Below are 23,961 nucleotides of genomic sequence, written 5' to 3' on the forward strand. Positions count from 1 at the left end.
TTAGAGGAGATTAGCTCAATGGCAACCATGAAATTCATGTGTGACACCAAGCGCTGCATCGAATGTAACGGCTGCGTCACCGCTTGTAAGAACGAGAACGACAGTGCCCTGGAATGGGGCATCTCCCGCCGCCGCGTAGTGACCATCAACGATGGTCAGGTTGGCAAGGAGGCGTCCCTGTCTGTAGCCTGCATGCACTGTGCTGACGCGCCCTGTATGGCCGTTTGTCCTGTGAATGTGTTCTCCAAGACCGACGACGGCATCGTGCTGCACGACAAGGAGCGCTGCATCGGTTGTGGCTACTGCTTGTATGCCTGCCCATTCGGCGCCCCTCAGTTCCCGAAGCAGTCTACCTTCGGTTCCAAGGGCAAGATGGACAAGTGCACCTTCTGCGCCGGTGGCCCCGACACCGAAGCGGGCAGTGCCAAGGAGCGCGAGCTCTACGGTGCCAACCGTCTGGCAGAGGGCAAGCTGCCCATGTGCGCCGAGCTGTGCTCCACCAAAGCGCTGCTGGCGGGTGATGCGGACACTGTGTCCTCCATCTTCCGTGAGCGTGTGGTGAGCCGCGGCGGCAACCAGGCCTTCGTGTTTAACACCAAGACTGGTGCCTAACTAGCATCGGCCCAAGGGGCGCTGGACGGGACGCCGCCAGTCGCCCCTTTTCTCCATGGAGAAACTTATGTCTAAAACTCTGTTACGACCTCTGCTGATGCTGGTGGCTCTGATGCTGCCGCTGATGGGGTTTGCGGCCGATGATCCCGGTACCGTAGCCCAACAGGCGGGTAACCAGACTGAGGTGGTATGGCAGGCGCTGCAACAGGGTCAGGAGGGGTACACCACCTCCCAGAGCCCGTTCCACGCCAAGCCCATTAACACCTATGACGAGCGCATCATTCCGGTGCGTGAGCAGTATCTGGCTCCCGGCATGATGCTGGCTTTGTTCGGCATGATCGGCGTGTTTGTGCTGTTCGTGCTGGTTAACGGCATCTCCAAGTTGCACGACGGTTACTCAGGCAAGATGGTGTTCCGCTGGTCCAAGGCGGACGTGGCCATTCACTGGCTGGGTGCCATCCCCTGTCTGCTGCTGATCATCACCGGTCTGTTGCTGATGGCCGGTCGTCACTTCTTTGAGCCAACCCTGGGTCAGGGCACCTTCGCAGCCATCATGGCGGCGGCCAAGCCTATTCACGACTACATGGCGATTCCGTTCATGTTTGGTTGGTTGCTGATGACCATCAAATGGGCCAAGAACCAGATCCCGGCCAAGTACGACCTGGACTGGTTCATGGTGGTGGGCGGCTACATCAACTTTGGCCCCTTCAAGGGCAAGCACCCGGACGCTGGCTTTGCCAACGCCGGTGAGAAGATGTGGTTCTGGACCTTCGTACTGTTTGGTGCGGCGATTGTTGCCTCTGGCGCCATCTTGCTGTTCCCGACAGTATTCGAGCCCAGCCGTACCCTGAGCCTGCTGGCGATCGTCGCTCACGGCGCTTCTGCCATCATCATCTGTGCCTTCTCCATCGTGCACATCTTCATGGCCACCGTGATGTCTGAAGGCGGCATGGAGTGCATGAAGTCCGGTTACTGTGATGAGAACTGGGCCAAGCAACACCACAATGTGTGGTATGACGAGATCAAGGCCAACGGCACTTTGCAGTACAAGTCCGAATCGGCCTAAACCGCTTTCCTCGGAAGGGAAAACCAAGCCCCGCACAGCTTAGGCTGGCGGGGCTTTCTTTATTGGGTGTGATTGAGTTTAATAAATTCCACGGCTCGCCCCATCTCGCGGAAACGGCTGAGATCGGTGCTCGGGTAGTTGGCTGCAGCCTCAACATCGTTAAGGCCATAATGCGCCATATCTTTTACAGAGAGAGCCCAGAAGTTTTCTACTCGATATTCTGGTTCCTGACCGATGATGGTAACCATGGGGTCTACTCCTGCTCTGTCAAAGAAGCTGGCCTGTTTTGCCTTCATGGCATTCATGTAAGAGTTGGTTTTTTCCCAGCTTATCTTTCTCATCCTGGCTTTTTCGTCCGGGTCTGTGATGTCAGCAAGTGCTTTCTCGATGGCCTGGGCGAACTCAAACGCTTTCTGAATGGCGGAGCCGTGCCAAGCAACAACTGCTCCGGGTTCAATAACCTTCTTGTTGCCGGCGGCAAACAGGTAGTTAGCACAGGAAGACATGCAGCCATCCACCACCTTAATGTTGAGCTTTCTATCCAGTATCCAGTTTGCTATGTCCATGGAAACGCCTATTTCACCTCCGCCGGAGCGGACCACCAACCATCGGAGTGGCTCTTCGGCATTGGTGCTGACACGCAGTATTGTGTTTAGTCCCTGCTGGGTCAGTTCACCATCGTAGTACAACTGGTCGCCTTCAATATAAACCTTAAGTGGGCCATTGAACTCCGTTGAGTGACACAGGGGGAGGGCAGAGGTGATCAACAGGCCGAAAAGAAGAAAAAATCTCATCGTGCTTAACTCCATTTAAGCTTATTTATCTGAAGTTTATGATGTTAATAAGGCCCACTGGTCGGGTCAATTAGTGTCATTCAGACTTACTTACAACTTCCCTTCTATTACCGTCTTGTGGTGGTGTTACTCTGCTTCTAAGTCACTTGATTTATTTAAGGATGCCATGCTCGAGTGTCATGCTCTCAGCAAGGGGTTTGCTGGCCGCCTGGTGCTGGACAGTTTCAGTGCCCGGTTTGACAGCCGCCGTACCCTGCTCAGCGGTCCCAATGGCCGAGGTAAGACCCTGCTACTGAAGATCATCGCCGGTGCGGTGGCCCCCGACAGTGGCAAGGTGGTGTTTGCCCCAGGGGCAGGCAGGGAAGCAGTACTGGCCTCCGACGGCTTGGTGCCACCCGGGTTGCTGACCCTGGCCGAAGTGCTGGCCTTCGAAGCCAGGTATAATCCGGTGGACTCCGGGCTGCAAACCAGCCTGATCGCCGAACTGGGGCTGGAGCCCCATATGCGTAAGACCTATGCCAGCCTCTCTACCGGCACCGAGAAGAAGGCCTCTCTGCTTCGGGCACTGACCATGGAATCCCGCTGGCTGCTGTTGGATGAACCCTTTAACGGCCTGGATGCGGCAGCCCTTCCTGTGGTGGAGCAAGCGATACTGGCCGATGCCAGGCCGATGATACTGGTGGACCACCAGCGACGGCTGGCGGTGGATACCGAGGTGTGTCTTTAGGGGGTGTTGGCCTATGGCGATTAGGATTTGGCTGAGAGTGACGGCCACCAATCAAGGCGTTCGATCACAGGCATAGTGGTTCTACGTCAAGATCGAACAACGCAGAGTGGTGGTTGTCAGGCCAGCCCCATCGGGCACCGCGCGTTACCCGAGTTCATCATCCTCTGAAGCAATCACCAAGTGCTTTAAACCCATAACAGCCAAGTGTTGGCGCAAAAATAATCAACATAGGTCAACATCCCCTTATGAACTATGGTCAACTGCACCGTCGAAAGGTGGCCCTCTATCGAGCTTCCCATCCCTGGTTTAACTATCTGTTGCTGGGGCTGGTCAACCTGATGGTGCCCCTGATGCTGCTGTTTGCGCCTCTTCCCGGTTATCTGATGTTCGACACCACCAAGACGTTGGCCCGTCCCCTGGGAGCCTCCCTGTTTCTGTTGATTGCCTTGCTGCCGTCGCTGTTCTACTGGCTATGGTGGAACAGAGAGGAGTTGGGCTATCTGAGCTATGTGGATGGTCGAGCACGCTCTATGTTGAACCACCTGAGGGCCGCGTCCCCCTACTTGTTGCCCTTCATCGTGGTGGCGGCCGCCGCCTTTTTGAAGCTGCCGAACGAATGGGTGACCCCCTGGTCCCTGGCCATCTACGCCATCACCCTGGCACTGCTGGCCACCCTGGGGTTCTTGCTGCCCCTGTGGAGCCGCATTCGTTTCGCTGGTCTGGTATTGCCTCGTCCCGGTATCTACGGCCGGTTGCTGCTGGCGGCCATGAGTTCCCAGGTGTGGTTCAGGCTGAGTTCGGCGCTGATATTCAGCTTGTTTGCCCTGACCTGGCTGAGCCGGGTGGAGTTTGATTCCTTGACCCTGGGGTTGGCGGCAGTGCTCTCCGTTACGGCAACCTACTTCTGGGTGACCGCCTATGTCAGCCATCGCAAGGGACTGGTGTCCTGGCTTGCCTACGGCAATTATGTTGCCCCCCAGTTTGAAGGGCAGCTTATGGCGCGGCTGCGCCTGGGGTATCTGCTGATGCTCCTCTGCTGCACTTTTCTCGCCTTGATCTGACCGCCCTGGCCGCTAAGCTGTTCCCTTTCCCGATTGCCCGATGAGATCCCATGACGCATAACGCCGATGACCTGATTCACTCCCTGAACCTCCAGCCCCATGTGGAGGGCGGCTACTACGCTCCCAGTTTCGCTTCTGACACCGCCTTCGATGAGCAGCGTGCCCTGTGGACCAGCATCTATTTCTTGCTCAAGTGCGGCGAGGTGTCCCACTTCCATCGACTGACCGCCGATGAGATGTGGTACTTCCACGGCGGTCAGTCGATGACCATCAGCATGATTCACCCGGATGGGCGGCTTGAAGAGGTGCAGTTGGGAATGGATCTGGCTGCCGGTGAGCGGCCCCAGGTGCTGGTGCCCAAAGGGACGATCTTCGGTTCGGCCATGAACAACCCCGGTTACTCCCTGGTGGGTTGCATGGTCTCTCCTGGTTTTACCTTCGGGGACTTTGAGCTGTTTGAGCGCGAGGATCTGCTGGCCCGCTACCCGCAGCACCGGGCCATCATCGAGAAGCTGACCCGCTGATCAGGTGAGTCTGGCCAGGGCGACGCTGTGCAGGTAGTCGATCACCTGGGTGGCGGCGTTAGCCGCGGCCTTGGCATCTCCTGACGCGACCGCCTTCATCACCTCCGCATGCAGGGTGGCGGGGTGCTCGCTGTCCGGCCCCTTGTGGATAAACCAGAAACGGCGGGAGAGGCCCTGCAGGGGCAGCATCGCCTGACGGATATACTCGTTGCGGGAGCCCTCCACCAGCAGTTCATGCGCCCGACGCAACAGGGTAAAGAAGGTCTGATCGTCGTGGCGGTGGGCACACTCGACGATGGCGTCAGCCAATTCCAGCATCTGACGTTTCTGCTCAGGGGTGCTGCGCTGGGCCGCAAGCTCGGCGCACAGGGCTTCCAGTGCACGGCGGATCTCCAGCAGTTTCAACTGACTTTCCACCGTCACTTCGGGGATCTGAATGCCCCGGCGAGGGTGGATGATCACCATCTGTTCCCAGGCCAGCTTCTGTAGCGCTTCCCGCACCGGAGTACGTCCCGCATCCACCATCTCGGCCAGCTGCTTCTCCGAGTACATGGCGCCTGGCTTCAGAGATTGAAAGGTGATCATCCTCTCCAGTTCGAAGTAGGCGACTTCCGTCAGTGAGGCCTCTTTTTCCATTGTGGATCCAATTCTGAGTCTATGCCGCTGGGCTGTGGCGATCACCCTTTAGGCCGGCAGGAGTGTTGAGTGAATTGATATGATTATCAATATATCAGCAGAATATCATGAGCGTTTCAATAAAAAGGCCGACCCCGGAGAGTCGGCCTGATCACAGAGCCCAGCTTAAATCAGGCGGGCAGCATCTGCAGTTCGCTGCCGTCCCAGTGGAACCTGTGAGTGCGGACATTGGCCAGGAAGGCGGCGCGGTTGTCGTAGAAGGAGGTCTTGGTCATGTTGACCCCATCCCACACCGTGGGGACGTTGAAGTACTCCACGGCGAAACCCTTGGCGGAGGCGGTGGCCACACTCACCCCATGCTCCCACATGCGGGAGAAGACCAACTTGGAGCTGACGTCGTCACGCTTGCTGGCGGTCAGGGCGATGGTGTCGAAGAAGTACTTCAGCTGGCTCACCTCGGGCGGAACGTCCCCCAACTGGGCCAGCAGTCCGTTGAGACCATCGTCCAGGAAACTGCCGAAGGTGCCGGAGCTGACCGAGGAGGTGGTGAAGTCCACCGAGGCCAGGCCGGTATTGGGATTGGCCGGGTGTTGGGTGACGAAGCTGGCGTGGATATCTCCAGAGACGGTCAGGGTGCCTGTGGCGCTGAGCAGGTCATTGACCAGGCTGCCTTTGAACTGAGGGAATCCGTCCCAGTGGTCCACGTTCAGGTAGAAGCGCTGCTTCAGGGCGGCAGGCACCAGATCAGAGTCCAGCACCGCTTCCAGATCCGCCACACCGCTGTCGGCCCGGTTGGGGGAGAGATCCGCCAACAGCGGCGCGAAGGAGACTGAGCTGGCCATCACCTTGTGGGTGGCGTCAGACTGAGTCAGCACGCCCTGCAGCCAGCTGAATTGGGCCTGGTCATAGGGGGTCTGGACGCTGCTGCCCTGCTGCTGGGCCATGAACTCCAGGTAGCCGGCGTAGAGGTCGAAGGTCTCCCGAATCACCAGGTAGCGGGCGCCCAGATCTGAGAACAGGGTGGTCTTGCCCAGGGTGTAGTAGGCCAGACCGGTGTCCACGCCGGTTTCCGGAAGCGGGGGCAGTGCCTTGAGCGGATGGCCGTCGGGCAGGGTGGCCTGGGCCTGAACCAGCACCAGGTTAAGGTAACTGGAGGTCAGCTTGCCGGTGATGGCGGCGGTGGCGCGAGCGCCGGCCTCGGCGAGGGCACTCTGCTGATCCAGCCCCAGCCGGGTCATCAGCTCCTGGGTGTAGAGGCCGGTGAAGATCTCCACGAAGGCGGTTTTATAGGGAGCCAGGGCATCGGTGTCGATGTCCACCACCGGACTCATCTGGGCCAGGGTGGCATCGATGGCTGCCTGAGGCATTCCCTGGGCTCCGAGGAAGGCGGTCAGGGTGTCACTGTCCATTACCACGGTGGCCGGGAAGGCATCTTCAGGGATCAGGTGATCCGGGCGGAAGGTGCGGTAGTCGGTCATCGCCAGGTGCAGGTGCTGTCCGAATCTCAGGTCGCGATAGATCTTGGTGTTGGGGAACAGCTGCTCTTCGTTGACCTCCAGGGCACCGCTGCCGCTGTCGCCATGGGGGGCGGTGTGGTCTATCGGCATGAATTCGAAGTAAACTTGCTCGGCATTGCGTTTGCGGCTTGTTTGCTCCTCGTTGCCGGCACCGCCGAGGTAGGTGGCGTTGGTCTGCCAACTGTCATCGGAGAACTCGTGGTCATCCCAAATCGCCACCAGGGGGTAGCGTTCATGCAGCTCCTGCAAAACCGGATCGGCCCGGTAGACTTCATACAGCTGGCGGTAGTTGTCCACGCTGGCTGCGGCCTGGAAGGTGCTGTCACCCGTGCCTATGGTCAGTGCACCGTCGCCGTCGCGGAACTCGAACTGGCGCTCGCCGTCGGTGGCCTGGAAACTGGCGTCACCGCTGGTCTCATAGATGTAGTCCCCCAGGTGCATCATGAAGTCCAGGTCATCCCGGGCCAGCAGTGACAGGTAGGTGTTGTAGTAACGGCCCAGGTAGTCCTGGCAGCAGGCAAATCCGAACTTTACCTCCACGTCGGCATCGGTGGCCGGTGCGGTCTTGGTGCGGCCGATGCGGGAGCTGATCAGCTTGCCCTCTTTCTCATAGAGGAAACGGTAGTAGTAGTGGCTGTAGGGGGATAGGTCGGTTACCCGTACTTTCAGACAATGTCCGTTGGCCGCGGCGGCGGTAAAGGCCTCCTCCACCATCACCTCCTGGAAACTGGGGTCGGTGGAGAGCTGCAGGGTCAGGGACAGATCCCCGTCGCCGTCCACGGCCCGGGTCCAGAGGATCACCGAGTCGGGACGGGGATCGCCGGACATCACCGACTGAGGAAAGTACTCCGGCATGATTTCCGGCAGCACCACGGCCTTGTCTTCCGGGTTGTCGTTGGAGCAGCCGGTGAGGCTGGAGAGGGTCATGGCCCCGGCGGAAACCACCAGGGTGTGCAGAAAGCGGCGGCGGGTAAAGCTCATCGAGTCATCCTTGCTTTGTTGTCGTTATCTTTGCCTCATCAACCCAATGGGTTGTACATCCTGTAAGGCTGCGGGCTCAGGGGTGAGCACCCTATGTTGATAACAGATTCTTGCAGAAGTGTGAACAGGTATGACCACAAAAGAGCGGGCGACCAAAAGAGAGGCGTCGCCCACTGCGGGGGTTAGAAGTAGTAACCGACGTTGATATTGAAGCGGCTGTCGGTGGGGGAATCCGGGTTGGACAGGCCAACACCCGGGCCGCCGGCAAAGGTCATGTTGTCGCCGACAATGTAGTCGAAGTAGGCCCAGATGGGACCGCGGTTCACCGACACACCGAACACGTTCTGTATGGAGTCGTCCTGACCCTTGCCGTCCGGTGAGACCAGACCATAGTCGTTGTAGACGGTGAAGCCACCCCAGCTGGTGTCAAAGTGACGGGCCAGATTGAGGTTATAACCGGTCGCTTCGGCGGCGATGTCGTAGCGGGCACCCACTACGCCAACTGTGACGGTATCCGCCTTGTCGGCAGTGTCGATGTTGTAGTCGGTGATCTGGGCCTGCAGGTTCCAGGGGCCCAGCTGCAGATCGGCGTGCACTGCGTAGGCCTGGCGATCGCCGTTGTCGGACAGTTCGGCGTGATACAGCTGGCCTGCCTCAAGGGAGGCACCCAGCTTCAGGTGACCCTGGTCCAGAGGCAGGGTGTACACCAGGCGCGCATTGACCTGATTGCTCTCTTCGTTGTCGCCGATGATGTCGGCGGCGTAGCGATCGGCGGTGCCGGGGCCGTACTCGGCGCTGGCGAAGTAGGCCAGATCCAGGTGCCACTGATCACGGTCGTACATCATCTTCACACCGGCATCGTAGTCGTCTTCGAAGCCCAGGTAGTAGTTGGTGCTGAACCAGTAGGAGTTGGAGACAAAGCCCTGCTTGCCGAACGGCACCTTGACGATGCCCACCTGAACCTGGGTGGTGTCCCCGAAATTCATGTAGCCGTAGGCGCGTTTGACATAGTTGAGGCCGTTGGCGATGCGATAGTCGGCGCTCAGGCCCACGCCGTCGATCATCCCGTCAAAGGTGAGGGAAAGGGCGTCGAAGGCGAAATCACCGCCCTTGTCCTTGGAGGCGTCGCTGTAGTCCTTCCAGCCGTAGTTGGCGCGCAGGAAGCCACCGAAGTTCATGCTGTCATCGGCGGACGCTGCGTGCACCTGTGGGGTGAGGGTAAACTGGGTCAATGCCAGCAGGCTGACCAATTTCATCTTATTCATTTTATTCAATTCCTGACTTGGAAAATCCAGGCTGGGGCGTGCTTGTCTTCGGGGATGGCCATCTGCTCCGGCTGCGACGGGGCACATTAGCCGTTAGCCAAAGAGCCACGCTTGTCATGGCACCGGATAGGGCTCCACCGCGGAGACCCACAGGGTGTAGGCGGTGCTGAACAGGCCCGAGAGGTGCTTATCCACCTGCAGTTCACCGATGAGGTAGACAGGTTTGCCCTGTTCCGCCTCCAGGGTGACGTCTGGCTTGAGCTTCACCTGGATCAGCTGGTTGGCCGGTGGTGGCGGCTTGTGCAGACAGATCTCCGGCTGAGGGCTGAGAACGGTGATGGTGGGCGCCGAGGAGGCCTGGGCGTCGACGTGTTCGTGGCCGTGGCCGGGGAGGGCGGCGGCCACACTGTTCTCGATAACAAAGCCGGGGATCACGACCTGCTTGCCGTCCAGGGCCGGATTGATGCGATCAAACACCGATTGGGCGTCGGTGTTGCTGCCAGCCAGTTCGGGCCACAGCAGGGAACGGGGTTGCGCCTGGGTTGGCAGGGCGAGCAGGGCGGCCAGCAGTAGCAGTGGAGTCAGTTTCATGGTGCTTACCTGGAAAAGATGGCCGGCTTGCGCCGGCCATAAACCTGGAGATAACTAAAGGGTGAGTCCCTTATTGAGGACGAACCGCATCGAAGCCATAGCCACCACGGCCTTCACGTACGGCGTGAGACTGGGTGTAGGGGATGAAGTCGAACATCAGGGTTTCACCTGGGCCAACATCCTGAGGCCACTGGTACTTGAAGGTGGAGAACTTGCCATCCTGAGGGAACCAGTACATGTAGATCAGATCCTGATCGTCATAGGTGTTGGGGGTGTAGTGCATCGCCTTGGAGGGGATTTCGATGTAATCACCAGGCTGGAAGTGCTGCATACGACCCTGGGACCAGGTCAGACCCTCGCCGCTCAGACCGTAGTAGCACTCCATTTCCCGGTGGTAGTGGGGGATGGCGGTACCTGGGGCCACGCGCACCAGACCGATCACGGTAGGCTCGTCGTTCAGCTCTTTCCAGCACATGCCCACTTCGGTGGCAGAGGCGCCGCCTTTGGGGCAGGGGATCAGCTTGTCTGGGTTGTCGATGGTCCAGGTCAGCCAGCCAGAGTCGTTGGCACCCTTACCGCCGTGGTCATTGGACTTAACGGTGTAGATGTCCTTCTTGCCGGACTTCAGCTCCTCCAGGTAGGCCAGGGCCTGCTTCTGCTTACACACCTGAGGCATCAGCTTGGTGGGTGCATAGGGGGTGTAAGGCAGAGGCTTCTCGTTGTGCCAGGGTTGATCTGCTGGTTTGTCGGCGGCGCATACGACACCGCTGACCATCAGAGCAGCAAGAGTGAGAGTGAGTTTTTTCATCATCGTTTCCTCGGAAGGTTGTTGTTATTTGAACTTCGGATAGTCGAAGTTGTGGCATTCCTGGCACAGCGCTTTCTTCGCGGTGTGCTCGCCGTGGCACTCCTGACAAGGCGCTTCCTTGCCGTAGTGCATGCTGTCGTGAGGGTTTTGACGGGCTTCCTCACCGTGGCGCTCGGTCTGTTGGGCAACCTCGTCCATGCTGTGGCACTGCAAACAGGCCTCATCGGAGGGGAATCGCTTCATGCCCTGGTCGTGGCAGGTCTTACAACCGGCGTCGTAGACGTCCACGTGGTAGTCGCGCTTGTTCTGGGCGGCGGCGCCAAAGCTCAGGGTCAGGGCCAGGGTGACGGCAAACAGAGTTACAGTGGATTTCATGGCGATTAGGCCTCCATGATTGAGCGGGCAGCGGTCACGCCGAACGCCATACATTCAGGGGTAGAGCAGCCACCGAGTCGGCTCACTCCGTGGATACCACCGGTGACCTCACCAGCGGCGTACAGGCCCGGGATAGGCTTGCCAGTCTTGGCGGCCAGTACTTCGGCCTTGGTATTGATCTGGATGCCACCCTGGCAGTAGTGCACCTTGGGCCACAGACGCTGAACGATGAAGGGGGCGGTCAGCTTGATGCCGCGACCGGCGTCCATGCGCTTACCAAACTGAGTGTCTTCGCCGTTTTCTACGAAGCTGTTCCAGTCGGCAATCTGCTGCTTCAGTGGTGCCAGGGGCACATTGAAGTGCTTGGCAATGGCTTCCACAGAGTCAAATTCCCAGGCGACGTTGTACTTGAGTACGTTGTGCATGGAGGGGTCTTTCTTGGCCTCGTGCTTGGGTGCAATCAGCAGGGCAGGGTTGGGTTTGCCATCCTGGTCGCGACGCTGCAGCTCCAGGTCGGCACGGGTCTTACGGTCGGCGATCTCGTTCATGAAACGTTGGCCGGTGTTGCGGTCAATGGCGATGGAGTGGGGGAAGTTGTACAGGGAGAAGCCTGCACCGTAACCGAAGCCACCTTCATCTGGAGAGGCCCAGGGGCCGGATTGGATGTGAGCCAGGTGCACTGGGGTCGCGCCCGCAGCCAGCATCTCGATGAGGCCATCGCCGGTAGCGCCCTTGGCGTTGGTGCAGCCCACTTCGGAGGTCAGGGTCGGATCCTGTGCCATGCGGAAGTTGATGTTGTAGCCAAAGCCACCGGTGGCAATGATCACGCCGCGGTTGGCTTTAACGTTGATCATCTCACCGCTGTCTTCGTGACCGAAGTGGTAACCCTTGCGGATTTTAATGCCGATCACACGACCTTTTGCGTCACGGATCAGGTGCTCAAACTTGTGGCGGATGTGAGTCTTCACGCCCATTTCACGAGCGGTTTTCAGCATGGGACGGATGAAGCCGGAACCGGAACGCTCAATGACCTGGTGGCTGCGGGTGGCGCTGGTGCCACCTGTGGTGATGATGTGGTCACGGTAGACGCAGCCACAGTCCTTGGTCATCTGGTAGATGTAGGGGCCCAGTTCGGCACTGTGTCGCAGCAGAGTTTCGCTGGCGATACCGCGGCCGGACTTCAGCTGGTCTTTCACCATCAGCTCGGCGCTGTCCTTGATGCCCAGTTTTTTCTGCAGTTCGGTACCGGCGAAGCAGGCCTGGCCGGCGTTCAGGGTGCTGTTGCCGCCGTAGACCCCCATCTTTTCGAAGACCACCACATCCTTGGCGCCTTTGCGCATCGCCTCAACAGCGGCGGCCAGTCCGGCAAAGCCGGAACCGATGATGATGACTTCGTGCTCGGAGTCCCATTGGGTGGGCTCATCGCCGCATTTGGCGGATGCCACCATGGGCATCATGGCGCCGGCGGCCATGCCGGCGCCGAGCTTCATAAACGAACGTCTGTTATGCATAGTGTTTATCTCGCGCAGTGAATGTGGAATTACTTTATCCCTGGTAAGAGAGGCAAAAATAAGCGCGAGATCACAGTGGTATTTCGGTGAAAAAAGTTTTCGTGAGGGCGTCTCAGAAAAAGTTTCTGGTGGTTTTTTTGAAATAAAAATTGTGGGCTGGGTAGCGAAAATCAGTCATCCCTTATGACAAAGTAACGGCGCCTGAAATTAATCAGTGATGAGGTGACCATGCACTGCCCCAAAACCAATCTGGATATCATGCGCTGTAATGAGCTGTTGAATGTGGCCGAAAGCCTGGTTGACGAGCATGGTGTGGTCTCCTTCCGCTTTGCCCAGATGGCCAAGGAGGCCTCCTGCTCCAACCACACCCTGTATAAGTTCTTCCAATCCAAGGAGGATGTGCTGGTGTGCCTGTTCCTGCGTAACTGCACCTCCAACTACATGCCGCTGTTCCTGGAGCAACACCCTGAGTTGACCGAGCTTGAGCGGGCGGCCGTGCCGGCGGTGTTCTCCTTGATCTCGGTGTCTCGCAGTCAGACCTTCAATATTCTGCGAGTGGTGTCCATCAACTCCATGTTCTGGCAGATGGCCAGCGATGAGAAGATTGCCCTGTTGCGGGAGAGGGTAAACCTGTTCTGGAGTCGGGTGCATCTGCACATAGAGCAGGCTCAGCAGAGCGGCGCTTTGCAGGCGACCGAAGCCCAGGTGATGGAATTAACTCAGGCGATCTATTTCTTTATGGCCGGCAGTCTTTCCTCTTACGAAAGTCAACTTATGGAAAGCAAATATTTAACCGAAAAGAACCCAACTTATTATCGACATTTGGCGGAGATGATGAATCGATATAAGTGGAATGAGGTGGCCACTGAAACCAAGTTTGAGAATCTAGCCAATAAAATTGAGCTATTTTTTGATAAACATTACAAGCCGAATAAAAACTGTGAGCGTTGCCTGAAGTTTCACGGTTATAACGATGTACGTCAACTTCCCAAGCTATAACTCCCCCCGATTTGACCTGCACCTTGTAGTGCAGGTCTCACATGTCCCTATTATCCAAGTGGTTACCCACGCGCCGTGCCCTGCTCACCTTTTGTGAAACATTTTGCGCTGGATCACGCTTTCTCCCAAGGCTACAATGGCGCCGCGCCAATGCGCATCAACGGAAGATGATAAAAACGCACCTGCCAAGCAGGGCAAAGGGGTCAATATGGATACACAGGTAACGCGCCTGGAAGCCGTGGACTTTCACAGCGAGGACGCCGCCGAGCGTTTTGTGAAGTCTTTACGGGATACCGGGTTTGGAGTGCTGAAGAATCATCCGCTGTCGCAGCAGAGGGTTCAAGGCATCTACGACAACTGGCTGACCTTTTTTGGTACCGAGGAGAAGCACAAGTTTGCTTTCAATCCGGAGGCCCAGGATGGGTTCTTTGCTGCGGAGGTGGCGGAGAGCGCCAAGGGGTCAGATAAGCGGGACATCAAGGAGTACTATCACTATTACCCTTGGGGTCAATGTCCCACCCAGTTGAAGGAGGAACTGCAGGAGTACTACGACACCACGCTGGCGTTTGCCACCACCCTATTGGAGTGGATTGAGCGGCATACACCTGCCGACGTGGCCGAGCACTACCGCGAACCCCTGTCCAATATGATCAAGGGCAGTGAGCAGTCCCTTCTGCGCGTGTTGCACTATCCGCCCATGACCGGCGAGGAGGAGCCCGGCGCCATTCGTGCCGCCGCCCACGAGGACATCAACCTGATCACCATCTTACCAGCGGCCAATGAGCCCGGGCTTCAGGTGCAGGGAAAAGATGGCCAGTGGCTGGATGTTCCCTGTGACTTCGGCAACCTGATCATCAACATAGGTGACATGTTGCAGGAAGCGTCTCAGGGGTATTTCCCCTCCACCACCCACAGGGTGATCAACCCTGAGGGGATGGACTTCAACCGGTCCCGGGTGTCATTGCCGCTCTTTATCCACCCCAGATCTGAGGTGGTGTTGTCGGAGCGACATACGGCTCATAGCTACCTGATGGAACGATTGCGTGAACTTGGCGTTATCTAGCCAAAATTCATGATGATGGTTTAAGCCGCTGACCCAGGTCAGCGGCTTTTTTTATTTGCCGGTAGGAAAATGGACGCCGGTCAGCAGCCCTGAGAGAGAGGAGCGGTGTTGTTCATGACATCGATCCTACTCTGTTGCCTGGGCCAGCACGGCCTGGGTCTGGGGTGAAGGCCACCAGCTCTGGCTGCTGAAGCGCTCCTTCAGGGAGACCGCCTCCCCGAAGATCGGGGTCACCAGGTTGACCTGATGCTGGCGGGCCAGTTGATGAATGCGTTCCAGGGGTTCATACCATTCGTGCAACGCCAGGTCGAAGGTACCGTTGTGAATCGGCAGCATCGCCTTGCCCCGCAGGTCCAGGTGAGCCTGCAGGCTCTCCTCCGGCAGCATGTGCACCTCGCTCCAGAGATCGTTGTAAGCGCCGGCTTCTATCAGGGTCAGATCGAAGGGGCCCAGGCGCTCGCCAATCTCCTTGAAGCCACTGAAGTAACCTGAGTCGCCGCTGAAGTAGATCCGAGCATCCACGCCGGCCAGTACCCAACTGGCCCACAGGGTGCGATCCCGGTCCAGCAGTCCTCGACCGGAGAAATGCTGGGTGGGGGTGGCGGTCAGGCTGAGTCCATCCAGATTGACCTCCTGCCACCATTTCAGTTCGATGATCTTATCGTCGCTGATCCCCCAGTCACGCAGGTGGTTGCCAACCCTCAGAGGCGTGACAAACCATTCCACCTTACTGTCCAGGGCCTGGATGGAGGCCTTATCCAGATGATCATAGTGGTCGTGGCTGATCACCACGGCTTTGATGCGCGGCAGATCCTCCATCGCCAGCGGACTGGGGTGGAATCGCTTGGGGCCGGCCCACTGTACCGGTGAGGCGCGGTCGCTGAACACAGGATCGGTGAGCAGCCAGTGGTCATCCAGCTGCATCAATACGGTGGAGTGACCCAGGCGATAGACCCTGGGACCGGCCTGCTCAAGCTCCTGCAAAGGGATGGGGCGCAGGGGAATCGGTTGCTTGGGTGTGGCGGCTTCCCGTTGATCGCGGAAGTAGGCCTTGGTGATCTCCCAGATCTGGCCCGCACTGTTGCGGATGTCGACGTCGGTGTTGGTGAACTTGGGCTGACGCCAGGCGTCACGGTTCAGGGCACAGCTGGTCATCACAAGAGCTCCTATCAGCAGGGTGATCACTGTCTTCATTGGGTCACCAAATAAGTAAACTATTCGGTGTAGTTTACTTTCTGTCCTTTAAAAGTAAACCGACAAGTGTAAAATTCTGGGTGTTATCCAGCTAGAGGCAGCATCAAGCCATGAGTGAAGTGAAGAGAACCCGTAGCGAAATCAAGAGAGAGGCGATCATCGACGCCGCCCGTCAGGCCTTTACCGAGCATGGGGTTCAGAGCACCAGCATGGACAAGGTGGCGGCTCTGGCCCAGGTCTCCAAGCGCACCGTTTACAACCACTTTCCCAGTAAAGAGGCCCTGGTGATGTATCTGCTTCGGGAGATGTGGCAGCAGGCCCTGACTCAGGGAAGCGTCAGTTATCAGGCGGATCTGCCTCTGGCTCCCCAACTGCAGGCATTGCTGGAGGAGGAGCTGACGATGATGAGCGATCCCATCAACCTGGACATGATGCGGGTGGCGTTCAGCCACCTCCTGTTTCATCCGGAGCAGATGCAGGCGGAGATGGAAAAATTTGCTGAGGTGGAGACCGGATTGCAGCGCTGGCTGATGGCGGCCGAGGCCGATGGCCGGCTAAAACCGTTGAATGTGCGCTTTGCCATTGAGCAGTTGCACGGCCTGATCAAGGGGTGTGGGTTCTGGCCCCAGGTGATGAAATCGGCGCCGCCGCTGGACCAGCTTCAGCGGCAACATCTGGCGGCGGAGTCCGCCGCCATGTTTCTCAGTCATTATCAGAAGTAAGCGCCAGCTCCAGTTCCACCTTTGCATGAAGCTGACTCGAAGGGCGCAGCACGACTCTCGTTAAGCTTTGGGTTTGTGAGTCGTCACTTACTGTTCAACCTTTGTCGACCACAAGAGCGCCCTCATCGTTATACGGTTCCATTTTCGCTGTCCTTATAGCGCACTTCAATTCGTTGATGCATGGAGTTGATGCTGGACCTCACTCCGGACAAGCGGGACTGGCCGGGAGCGTGTGCCCCGGTCTATGCTGACCTCTTTGCCCTTGCCAGAGTAGACAGCCATGAAGATAGTGATTGCCCCCGACTCCTTTAAAGAGAGCCTCACCGCTATGGAGGCCGCCAGTGCCATCGAGGCTGGCTGGCATCAGGTGGATGCCGACGCCGAAATGGTGAAACTGCCCATGGCCGATGGTGGCGAGGGAACGGTGCAGGCCCTGCTGGATGCAACAAAGGGTGACAGGGTCTCACTTGACGTCACTGCTCCCCTGGGTAACCGGGTCCAGGCCGATTTTGGTCTGCTGGGGGATGGCACCACAGCGGTGGTGGAGATGGCTCAGGCATCTGGATTGCACCTGGTTCCTAGGGAGGCGCGCAACCCCTTGCTGACCTCCACCTTTGGCACAGGAGAGCTGATTCTTGCGGCCCTGGATCAAGGGGTGGCGAAGATCATCATAGGCATAGGCGGTAGTGCCACCAATGATGGCGGCGCCGGCATGATGCAGGCCCTTGGGGCCAGGCTGCTGGATGAGAACGGTGTTGCTCTGCCTGCGGGGGGGGGCGCCCTGGACAAATTGGCCAGCCTGGATCTCTCCGGGCTGGATCCCCGCCTCAGTCAGGTATCCCTGGAGGTTGCCTGTGATGTGGATAACCCCCTGTGCGGCCCGAAGGGAGCGTCCGCGGTGTTTGGTCCACAAAAGGGGGCCTCTGAGGCGATGGTGGCGCACCTGGATGCCAATCTGGGCCACTATGCCCGGGTGATTGCACAGCAGCATGGGGTCGACGTGGCCGATATCCCGGGTGCCGGCGCCGCCGGGGGGCTGGGGGCCGCCCTGGCGGGATTGCTCAAGGCCCATCTGAAGCCTGGGATTGAGATTGTCATGGAAGCGGTGGGGCTGGAGCAGGCATTGCAAGGCGCCGATCTGGTGATCACTGGAGAGGGCTGCATCGACGGTCAATCTGTCCACGGTAAAACCCCGGTGGGCGTGGCCCGGCTGGCGAAGAGAGCAGGGGTGCCCGTAGTGGCTCTGGCCGGATCCCTGGGGCCGGGATGCGAGTTGGTGCACCGGGAGGGAATCGGTGCCCTGTTCAGTGTTGTACCAGGTGTTACCACCCTGGAGCATGCCCTGGCCACGGGGGCAGAGAACCTGACTCTAACTGCCCGCAATCTGGCGACCATCTGGCAGATGGCCAGATGAAACAGGACGCCCTCTGGGCGCCCTGTTTGTTTTTTGTGGTCGTCGCCGCTTAGAACAGGGCGATCTCCTCCTGGGTGAGTGCTCGCCACTCCCCCGGGGCCAGCCCTGAGTCCAGAGTCAGCTCTCCGATGCTGTGACGGTGCAGGTCCACCACCTTGTTGCCCACCGCGGCGCACATCCGCTTCACCTGATGGTATTTCCCCTCCCCTATGGTCAGCCACAGGCTGTGGCTGTCTATCTGCTCCGCCTGTCCGGATACGGGCTCGGACTCACCATGCAGAAGAACACCGCTGTTCAGGGCATCGAGCTGGTGTTGATCGATGGGATCCGCCAGGGTGACCCGATAGCGTTTGGGGCAACGGCTGTTGGGAGAGGTGATGCGGTGGGACCACTTTCCGTCCGAGGTGAGCAGCAACAACCCTGTGGTGTCTGCATCCAACCGACCGACGATCTTCAGCTCTTCCCGGCGGGGCTGGTCGATGTAGATCAGCACCGAGGGATGGCCATCGTCCACATGGGAGCTGACACAGTTATCTGGCTTGTGCAGCATCAGATAGCGCTCTCCCATTGGAGTAACCGGCTCACCATCGATGCAGATAACATGGTGCTCTGCCACTTTAAAACCCGGGTCCTTGATCACTTCGCCATCGCAGGTGACCTCGCCGCGGTGCAGCAACTTCTTTGCCAGGGAGCGGGTCAGCTCGGTGGCGCTGCAGAGGTATTTGTCCAGTCTCATTGGGGACCTTGGTAAAACAACGTGCCCCATTATCCCCCGTTGCTAATGCTCAACGCCACCCCTGCTTTTGAGCGTTCAGTTATTGCTCAATCACAGGGGCTTAGGTCCGTTTTCCAGCGCCTCGTACCACTGAGCGCTCAGGGAGTTAAGCAGCTCCTGTTTGACCCAGTCGTGACAGGCAGACTGATTGATGCTGGAGTAGACCAGGTAGTTGCCTATGGTTCGATCGACCTCTACCTGACTGAACATGGATTGGGTCAACTGGTCAGGCAGGCGACAGGTGCGCATCCGTTTGACCAGTTTCATGTAGTCCCGGGTAAAGGCGCAGCAGCTTAGGGCGATGGCGCCGGTATCCAGCAGGTGACGACTCAGGGCCGCCAGGTTGTCGGTATAGCCTGCGACCTTGAGAGAGAGTCCCCGCTGGGCGGCTACTTGGGCCAGCAGCGGACAGGGGACATCGTCATAGTTGTCCAGCTCGAAATAGGGGAAGCGGCACAGGCTCTCCAGAGTGAGCTCGTCGTGGAATACCGGATGCCCCTCCCGCGCCACCAGGTACATCTCCTCGACCGGCGCGAACAGTTCGCCCACCAGCTTATTGCCGTTGAAATTTTCATAGACCACGGCAAAGTCGATGTCGCCATTCTCAATGGCTCGGCTGCAGTCAGACGACAGGGTGCGTACCTCGAAGCTGAGTTGCGGTGCCTGGGGAAGGATCACCTCGTGCACCGCCCTGTTGGTGGCATAGGTAAACTCGTTGTAGGCATAGATGGTGAAGTGTTCTTTGGCGGTACTGGGATCAAACCGGGTGTGAGAGTGCCTCAGCTCGCCATAGCTCTGTATCAGGCGCTGTACAGTAGGTAGAATCTCCAGCGCCTTGTCGGTGGGCACAAACCCCTGGCTGCGACGGATAAACAGCACATCCTCAAACACCTCCCTCAGGTTACCCATATGGCGACTGACGGTGGAGCTGCTCATGCCCAGCTCATTGGCGGCCAGACCGGCGTTGAGGTGGCGGGCCACAGACTCAAAGACGATCAGGGAACGGTAGTCGAGGCGTTCTATATCCACGGAGGCTCTCCCAAGGTTGTTTTACCTGATTGTGATGGGCTTGAGGCTGAGCCACTATGCCCAAGATCACAGGGTGAAAAGCTGCGATCTGAAAACTGTTAACCTGACCCGAATTTGCATATACGTAAAAATGAATTTTTACCAATACAAGAATGTCTCACTGGTGGATATGTTGCCGGGATGTATATCTTTTGAGTATTTGCTTTATATTTCCCTCGTCTGAATTAACCAAGGCTAAAGTTTTCATTTAGTCTCCATCAATACTTCGAGCACAAAATTGCGCCGATTTCGAGTGAGCTTCATCACATCTGGATTGCCGAAGTAAAAATTAGGAAATATCGAATTTTGAAAGTTAGGTGAGAACTCAAGTTCTTCAAATTTGGCCCCCCGGTAATGTGATCTGTGTAATAGTCAACCAGCACTGAAAGGGGGACCATCACCGCACACCCACTTTTCGCGAAACTGAGTGTTATGAAACTGGATCAACTGAACTACAACCAACTCAAGGTCCTGCTGGCGGTGTATAAACACGGTCAGGGTCACCAGGCTGCCAACGAGTTGGGCATGACGGCGTCGGCGGTGAGCCGGACGCTAAAGGGCTTGCGGGACATCTTCAAGGATTCCCTGTTTGTCCGTCGCTCCTGTGGCCTGATCCCCACAGAAAAGACAAATCAGCTGATCCCCCTGGCAAAGAAGCTGGTGGACCAGTATCAGCAGATTGAGCAGCACTACTCGGTGTTTACTCCCGAGGAATCCGGCGGTCAGTTCACCATCCTGGCCTACGATGAGTTTGTCTATGCGGTGCAGAAGGTGGTCAATGACCATATTCTCCCCGAGGCGCCCAATCTGAAGTTTGAGATTCGCACTCTGAGCCATGACTGCACTGTGGAAGTGGCCAATGGCGATATCGATTTTATGGTGGTGTATGAGGGCTTTGAAGGTAAAAATCTGAATTGGGATATGTTTGCGGAAACCGGCGATCTCTATATTCTCGCCAACCACCGCCACCCTATTCTGTCCAAGGAGCCCAACCTGGCAGATATTGCCCGTTATCCACTGCTTGAGCTGGATAACTATAACGATTTGACCTGTCCTCTGCTGGTGAATTTGTGCCGGGAGGTGGGCCATGAAATGGAAGTGGCCGGATACACTGACAGTGTGGCCACGGCAATGAGAATGCTGGCGGATTCCAATAGCATTACATTAAGTTGCAACCAGTTTACCCGGCAGTTTGTGGATATGGTACCCCACGTGGATTACGTGAAACTTCCGGATGAATTGGCAAGAAGAGTACGTGAACGACGCAGAACCGAGAGAGATATTGGTAACTACATTCTCTATGGCGACATTAATAACTCTGCGTCATTTAACTGGGTTAAATCCAAGTTAATTTACGGACTCGAGAAAGAGTGGCGAAAAGCCTCTGAGCGATAATTTTAGGCAAAATCAATAATTTGCTTTCCCCAGGCGACCCCTAAAATCGAGGTCGTCCGGGGAGGGTATGCCCTAATTTTCCGCTGAATCTAAATTTGAATGGTTCTCAATTGGGGGGTGAATATTGAGAACCCGGATCTGAGCCCTGTATAAATTGGGCTTTGACCGAAAAAGAACCCGATAACTAACAGTTTTTTAAGTTAGTTATCAAGCTCTTTGAGGCATCAGCAGGATGGTGACTCAAGGGGTGGTTTCAGGGTGTTGAGTCTGGCGATAGCTCCAAGCAGGAGTGACCCGCTGCAGGCCCTGACCCTGACGTACTGGTAAGGAATGGAATTCTGGAAGAGGTGTGGGGGTTGCGTTGACGTGCCCACTGACTCGAAAGGGATTTAACTTGATTTGCCAGTACAACATTTAAATCGTTTACCTGTTTTGTGTTTGATATTTAGCTGCAATTAAAAAGTTGGTGCAAATAAGGCCTGGTGGTGAGACTCATCTCTCTCATTCCCTGCTAAAGCATGACCCTCAGTTGTCCTAAAGCAATGTTGTTTTGCCCCGGGCCGTCTTTTTAATCAGCTTTTATCAAGTGTTAAATAACAAGTTGACGATGATTTGACCTTGCATAAAAAGTTAAAAAGGTTGGTAGTAAGATGATGAAACTCGATAGACGTAAGTTCCTGAAAGGAGTCGGTGCTACATCGGTTTTTACCTCCTTGTCTGGACTGGCCCCTGGCGTGGCCAATGCGAAACAGCCTGGCTCTCATAACGGCCTGCTGGACAAGCGTAATGGTGAAGTGAAGTACCATACCTGTGCCCGTAACTGTGCGGACCGCTGTCTGCTCAAGTTCCGTGTACAGAACGGTCGCATGACCTACGTAAGTGGTGCGGAAGAGCAGGAAAAGACCGGTACTTCTCCCTGTGTGAAGGGCCATACCTACGTACAGTACACCTATGCCGCAGACCGTATTCTGCACCCCATGAAGCGTGTGGGTAAGAAGGGTGAAGGTAAGTGGAAACGCATCACCTGGGACGAGGCCTACGCCGAAATCTCCACCCGTCTGAAGCAGGTGATCGCCGAGCACGGTCCAGAAGCGGTATTGCCCTACTCCTACTCCGGTCACGAAGGCATGATTGGCAAGTACGGCGGCCCATGTCGTTTCTTCCACAAGCTGGGCTCTTCTCAGCTGGATCGTCTGGTGTGTGTATTCGCAGCCTACGAGGGCCTGAAGTCCGTCACCGGTACCTGGCGTGGGCCGGATCCAGAGGACAACCCTCTGACCGACTGTTACATCGCCTGGGGTCAGAACGAAACCGCCACCAACGTACACGGCATCAAGTACATCCACCGTGCCATGGACAATGGTGCCAAGCTGCTGGTGGTTAACCCCATCCGTACTCCTATCGCTTCTCAGGCGGACATCTGGCTGCAGCCCAGGCCGTCTACCGATACCCATCTGGCGGCCGGTATCATGAAGTACCTGGTGGAGAAGGATCTGGTCGATCACGACTTCATCAAGAAGAGCACCCTGGGTTACGACGAGCTGGTGGCTCGCCTGAACGAGATCAGCTACGACGAAGTCGAGCAGATCACCGGTGTGCCTCGCGAGAAGATGTTCGAGTTTGCCAAGGTGTACGGCGAGTCTCCCAAGTCCGTACTGCGCCTGGGCTACGGCATGCAGCGTAACTTCAACGGTGCCCGTATGTCCCGTGCCATCGCCATGATGCACGCCATCACCGGTAACTTCGGTGAGATCGGTAACGGCTTCGTGTACGACAACGTTCAGGCCGATGACGGCATGAACTACGCCAAGGGTACTGCGTCCCACCTGCGGACCAACTACAAGACCGCTCAGCACATCAACATGACTGAGATCGCCAAGGCGATTCACCCCACCAACCCCACCGCGTATGGCAAGCCCAGCAAGCCGATTCACGCGCTGATCAACTACAACGGTAACTTCGTTGCGGTTGCTCCGGATTCCAACGCCTGTCGCCTCGGCGCCATGCGTGAGGATCTGTTCCTGGTGGTTCACGACTTCATCATGACCGATACCGCTGAGCTGGCTGACATCATCGTGCCTGCCGCGACTCAGTTTGAGTCTGACGATTACTGCCCTGACTACAACTGCTACTACCAGCAGATCTGTGAGAAGGTGATTGAGCCTGTGGGCGAGTCCAAGGACAACTGGACCTTCTTCAAAGAGCTGGCTCAGCACATGGGCTACGACGATCCCGAGTTCAAGGTGGATCACGAGCAGATCCTGCGCGACTTCCTGGACACCGATGATTACGCCTATGAAGGCATCACCTACGAAAAGATCGCCAAAGAGAAATTCGTTAAGGTGAACGTGCCTAAGCCATTCTTCGGCGACGGCAAGTACTTCACCGAGTCCGGCAAGATTGAACTCTACTCCGACTACATGAAGAAGGCTGGCTTCGATCCTGTGATCGACCTGGGTCTGCCAGAGGATGAGATGATTCCTGAAGAGCGGGATCTGCCTTTCCGTCTGCTGTCCCCTGCGATCCCGCAGCGTGCCAACAGCTCCTTCTACAACGTGAAGTATATCCGTAACTTCCCGGCTTACTTCGCCAAGATCAGCCCGGCCGATGCCGAGAAATACGGCATCAAGAACAACGACCGGATCCGCCTGAACAACCATCGTGGTGAGGCCTACTTCGTGGCCCAGGTTACCAGCCAGGTTATCCCAGGAACCATCATGGCTCCCAAGAACAACTGGCGTCGTATGGACCCTCAGGGCCTCAACAGTTGTACCAACAACCTGACCACCGACAAGTTGACCGATATGGGCGGTTGCTCTGCCTATCACTCAACCCGTGTAGGCCTGAGCAAGGCGTAAGGAGT

22 protein-coding genes are annotated in these 23,961 nt (G+C 57.2%); 11 read left to right on the top strand and 11 right to left on the bottom strand.

Annotated elements, in window-relative coordinates:
- Positions 1–18 precede the first annotated feature (18 nt).
- Positions 19–612, top strand: a complete 594-nt coding sequence (gene fdh3B / locus ACN0RV_RS00405; protein ID WP_417344570.1) for a formate dehydrogenase FDH3 subunit beta — start codon at positions 19–21, stop codon at positions 610–612.
- A gap of 67 nt (positions 613–679) precedes the next feature.
- Complete coding sequence (locus tag ACN0RV_RS00410; protein ID WP_417344572.1) at positions 680–1,678, top strand: formate dehydrogenase subunit gamma; 999 nt, start codon at positions 680–682, stop codon at positions 1,676–1,678.
- Positions 1,679–1,737: 59 nt separating this feature from the next.
- Here ACN0RV_RS00410 and ACN0RV_RS00415 read toward each other — a convergent pair whose 3' ends face one another.
- Positions 1,738–2,472, bottom strand: a complete 735-nt coding sequence (locus tag ACN0RV_RS00415) for a hypothetical protein (RefSeq protein WP_417344573.1) — start codon at positions 2,470–2,472, stop codon at positions 1,738–1,740.
- A gap of 166 nt (positions 2,473–2,638) precedes the next feature.
- Between ACN0RV_RS00415 and ACN0RV_RS00420 the strand changes: the two genes are divergently transcribed.
- The 3 genes from ACN0RV_RS00420 (at position 2,639) to ACN0RV_RS00430 (ending at position 4,784) form a co-directional block, all read left to right on the top strand.
- A complete protein-coding gene (locus ACN0RV_RS00420; RefSeq protein ID WP_417344575.1) occupies positions 2,639–3,199 on the top strand; it encodes an ABC transporter ATP-binding protein in 561 nt (186 codons plus the stop codon).
- 245 nt (positions 3,200–3,444) lie between these two features.
- On the top strand, positions 3,445–4,260 hold the full coding sequence (locus tag ACN0RV_RS00425; RefSeq protein ID WP_417344577.1) for a hypothetical protein: 816 nt from the start codon (positions 3,445–3,447) through the stop codon (positions 4,258–4,260).
- Between the two features lie 50 nt (positions 4,261–4,310).
- Positions 4,311–4,784, top strand: coding sequence for a cupin domain-containing protein (locus ACN0RV_RS00430; RefSeq protein ID WP_417344579.1), 474 nt, complete (start codon positions 4,311–4,313; stop codon positions 4,782–4,784).
- Here the strand turns inward: ACN0RV_RS00430 and ACN0RV_RS00435 are convergent, their stop codons facing one another.
- From ACN0RV_RS00435 to ACN0RV_RS00465, 7 genes are all read right to left on the bottom strand, one after another.
- A complete protein-coding gene (locus ACN0RV_RS00435; RefSeq protein ID WP_417344581.1) occupies positions 4,785–5,420 on the bottom strand; it encodes a GntR family transcriptional regulator in 636 nt (211 codons plus the stop codon).
- 170 nt (positions 5,421–5,590) lie between these two features.
- Positions 5,591–7,918: an alkaline phosphatase D family protein gene (locus ACN0RV_RS00440; protein ID WP_417344583.1), complete on the bottom strand. Its 2,328-nt coding sequence runs from the start codon at positions 7,916–7,918 to the stop codon at positions 5,591–5,593.
- A 182-nt stretch (positions 7,919–8,100) separates the two neighbouring features.
- Positions 8,101–9,183 (bottom strand): hypothetical protein, encoded by a 1,083-nt coding sequence (locus ACN0RV_RS00445; RefSeq protein WP_417344584.1) that lies wholly within the window; start codon positions 9,181–9,183, stop codon positions 8,101–8,103.
- Between the two features lie 114 nt (positions 9,184–9,297).
- Positions 9,298–9,774, bottom strand: coding sequence for a DUF3299 domain-containing protein (locus ACN0RV_RS00450; RefSeq protein WP_417344586.1), 477 nt, complete (start codon positions 9,772–9,774; stop codon positions 9,298–9,300).
- A 70-nt stretch (positions 9,775–9,844) separates the two neighbouring features.
- Positions 9,845–10,582, bottom strand: coding sequence for a cupin domain-containing protein (locus ACN0RV_RS00455; protein ID WP_417344588.1), 738 nt, complete (start codon positions 10,580–10,582; stop codon positions 9,845–9,847).
- Positions 10,583–10,606: 24 nt separating this feature from the next.
- On the bottom strand, positions 10,607–10,957 hold the full coding sequence (locus ACN0RV_RS00460) for a cytochrome c3 family protein (protein ID WP_417344590.1): 351 nt from the start codon (positions 10,955–10,957) through the stop codon (positions 10,607–10,609).
- Positions 10,958–10,962: 5 nt separating this feature from the next.
- Complete coding sequence (locus tag ACN0RV_RS00465; RefSeq protein ID WP_417344592.1) at positions 10,963–12,468, bottom strand: flavocytochrome c; 1,506 nt, start codon at positions 12,466–12,468, stop codon at positions 10,963–10,965.
- A 228-nt stretch (positions 12,469–12,696) separates the two neighbouring features.
- On the opposite strand from ACN0RV_RS00465, the gene ACN0RV_RS00470 reads away from it, so the two are divergent.
- Positions 12,697–13,467 (top strand): TetR/AcrR family transcriptional regulator, encoded by a 771-nt coding sequence (locus ACN0RV_RS00470; protein WP_028107985.1) that lies wholly within the window; start codon positions 12,697–12,699, stop codon positions 13,465–13,467.
- A 208-nt stretch (positions 13,468–13,675) separates the two neighbouring features.
- Positions 13,676–14,530 (top strand): isopenicillin N synthase family dioxygenase, encoded by an 855-nt coding sequence (locus tag ACN0RV_RS00475; RefSeq protein WP_417344594.1) that lies wholly within the window; start codon positions 13,676–13,678, stop codon positions 14,528–14,530.
- A gap of 126 nt (positions 14,531–14,656) precedes the next feature.
- Here the strand turns inward: ACN0RV_RS00475 and ACN0RV_RS00480 are convergent, their stop codons facing one another.
- Positions 14,657–15,724 (bottom strand): MBL fold metallo-hydrolase, encoded by a 1,068-nt coding sequence (locus tag ACN0RV_RS00480; RefSeq protein ID WP_417344596.1) that lies wholly within the window; start codon positions 15,722–15,724, stop codon positions 14,657–14,659.
- A gap of 110 nt (positions 15,725–15,834) precedes the next feature.
- Here ACN0RV_RS00480 and ACN0RV_RS00485 point away from each other — a divergent pair, with 110 nt between their 5' ends.
- A complete protein-coding gene (locus ACN0RV_RS00485; RefSeq protein ID WP_417344598.1) occupies positions 15,835–16,446 on the top strand; it encodes a TetR/AcrR family transcriptional regulator in 612 nt (203 codons plus the stop codon).
- A 280-nt stretch (positions 16,447–16,726) separates the two neighbouring features.
- Complete coding sequence (locus ACN0RV_RS00490) at positions 16,727–17,860, top strand: glycerate kinase (RefSeq protein WP_417344600.1); 1,134 nt, start codon at positions 16,727–16,729, stop codon at positions 17,858–17,860.
- Positions 17,861–17,909: 49 nt separating this feature from the next.
- On the opposite strand, the gene ACN0RV_RS00495 is transcribed toward ACN0RV_RS00490, so the two are convergent.
- Together ACN0RV_RS00495 and ACN0RV_RS00500 are read right to left on the bottom strand one after the other, a co-directional pair.
- Positions 17,910–18,596 (bottom strand): pseudouridine synthase, encoded by a 687-nt coding sequence (locus ACN0RV_RS00495; protein ID WP_417344601.1) that lies wholly within the window; start codon positions 18,594–18,596, stop codon positions 17,910–17,912.
- A gap of 90 nt (positions 18,597–18,686) precedes the next feature.
- Positions 18,687–19,664 carry a LysR family transcriptional regulator gene (locus tag ACN0RV_RS00500; RefSeq protein ID WP_417344603.1) on the bottom strand — a complete coding sequence of 326 codons (978 nt, stop codon included), beginning with the start codon at positions 19,662–19,664 and terminating at the stop codon, positions 18,687–18,689.
- 471 nt (positions 19,665–20,135) lie between these two features.
- Here ACN0RV_RS00500 and ACN0RV_RS00505 point away from each other — a divergent pair, with 471 nt between their 5' ends.
- A complete protein-coding gene (locus tag ACN0RV_RS00505; protein WP_417344605.1) occupies positions 20,136–21,098 on the top strand; it encodes a LysR family transcriptional regulator in 963 nt (320 codons plus the stop codon).
- A gap of 653 nt (positions 21,099–21,751) precedes the next feature.
- On the top strand, positions 21,752–23,956 hold the full coding sequence (locus ACN0RV_RS00510; RefSeq protein WP_417345373.1) for a molybdopterin-containing oxidoreductase family protein: 2,205 nt from the start codon (positions 21,752–21,754) through the stop codon (positions 23,954–23,956).
- Positions 23,957–23,961 lie beyond the last annotated feature (5 nt).

It is taken from the genome of Ferrimonas sp. (assembly GCF_048263965.1).
Lineage (GTDB): Bacteria > Pseudomonadota > Gammaproteobacteria > Enterobacterales > Shewanellaceae > Ferrimonas.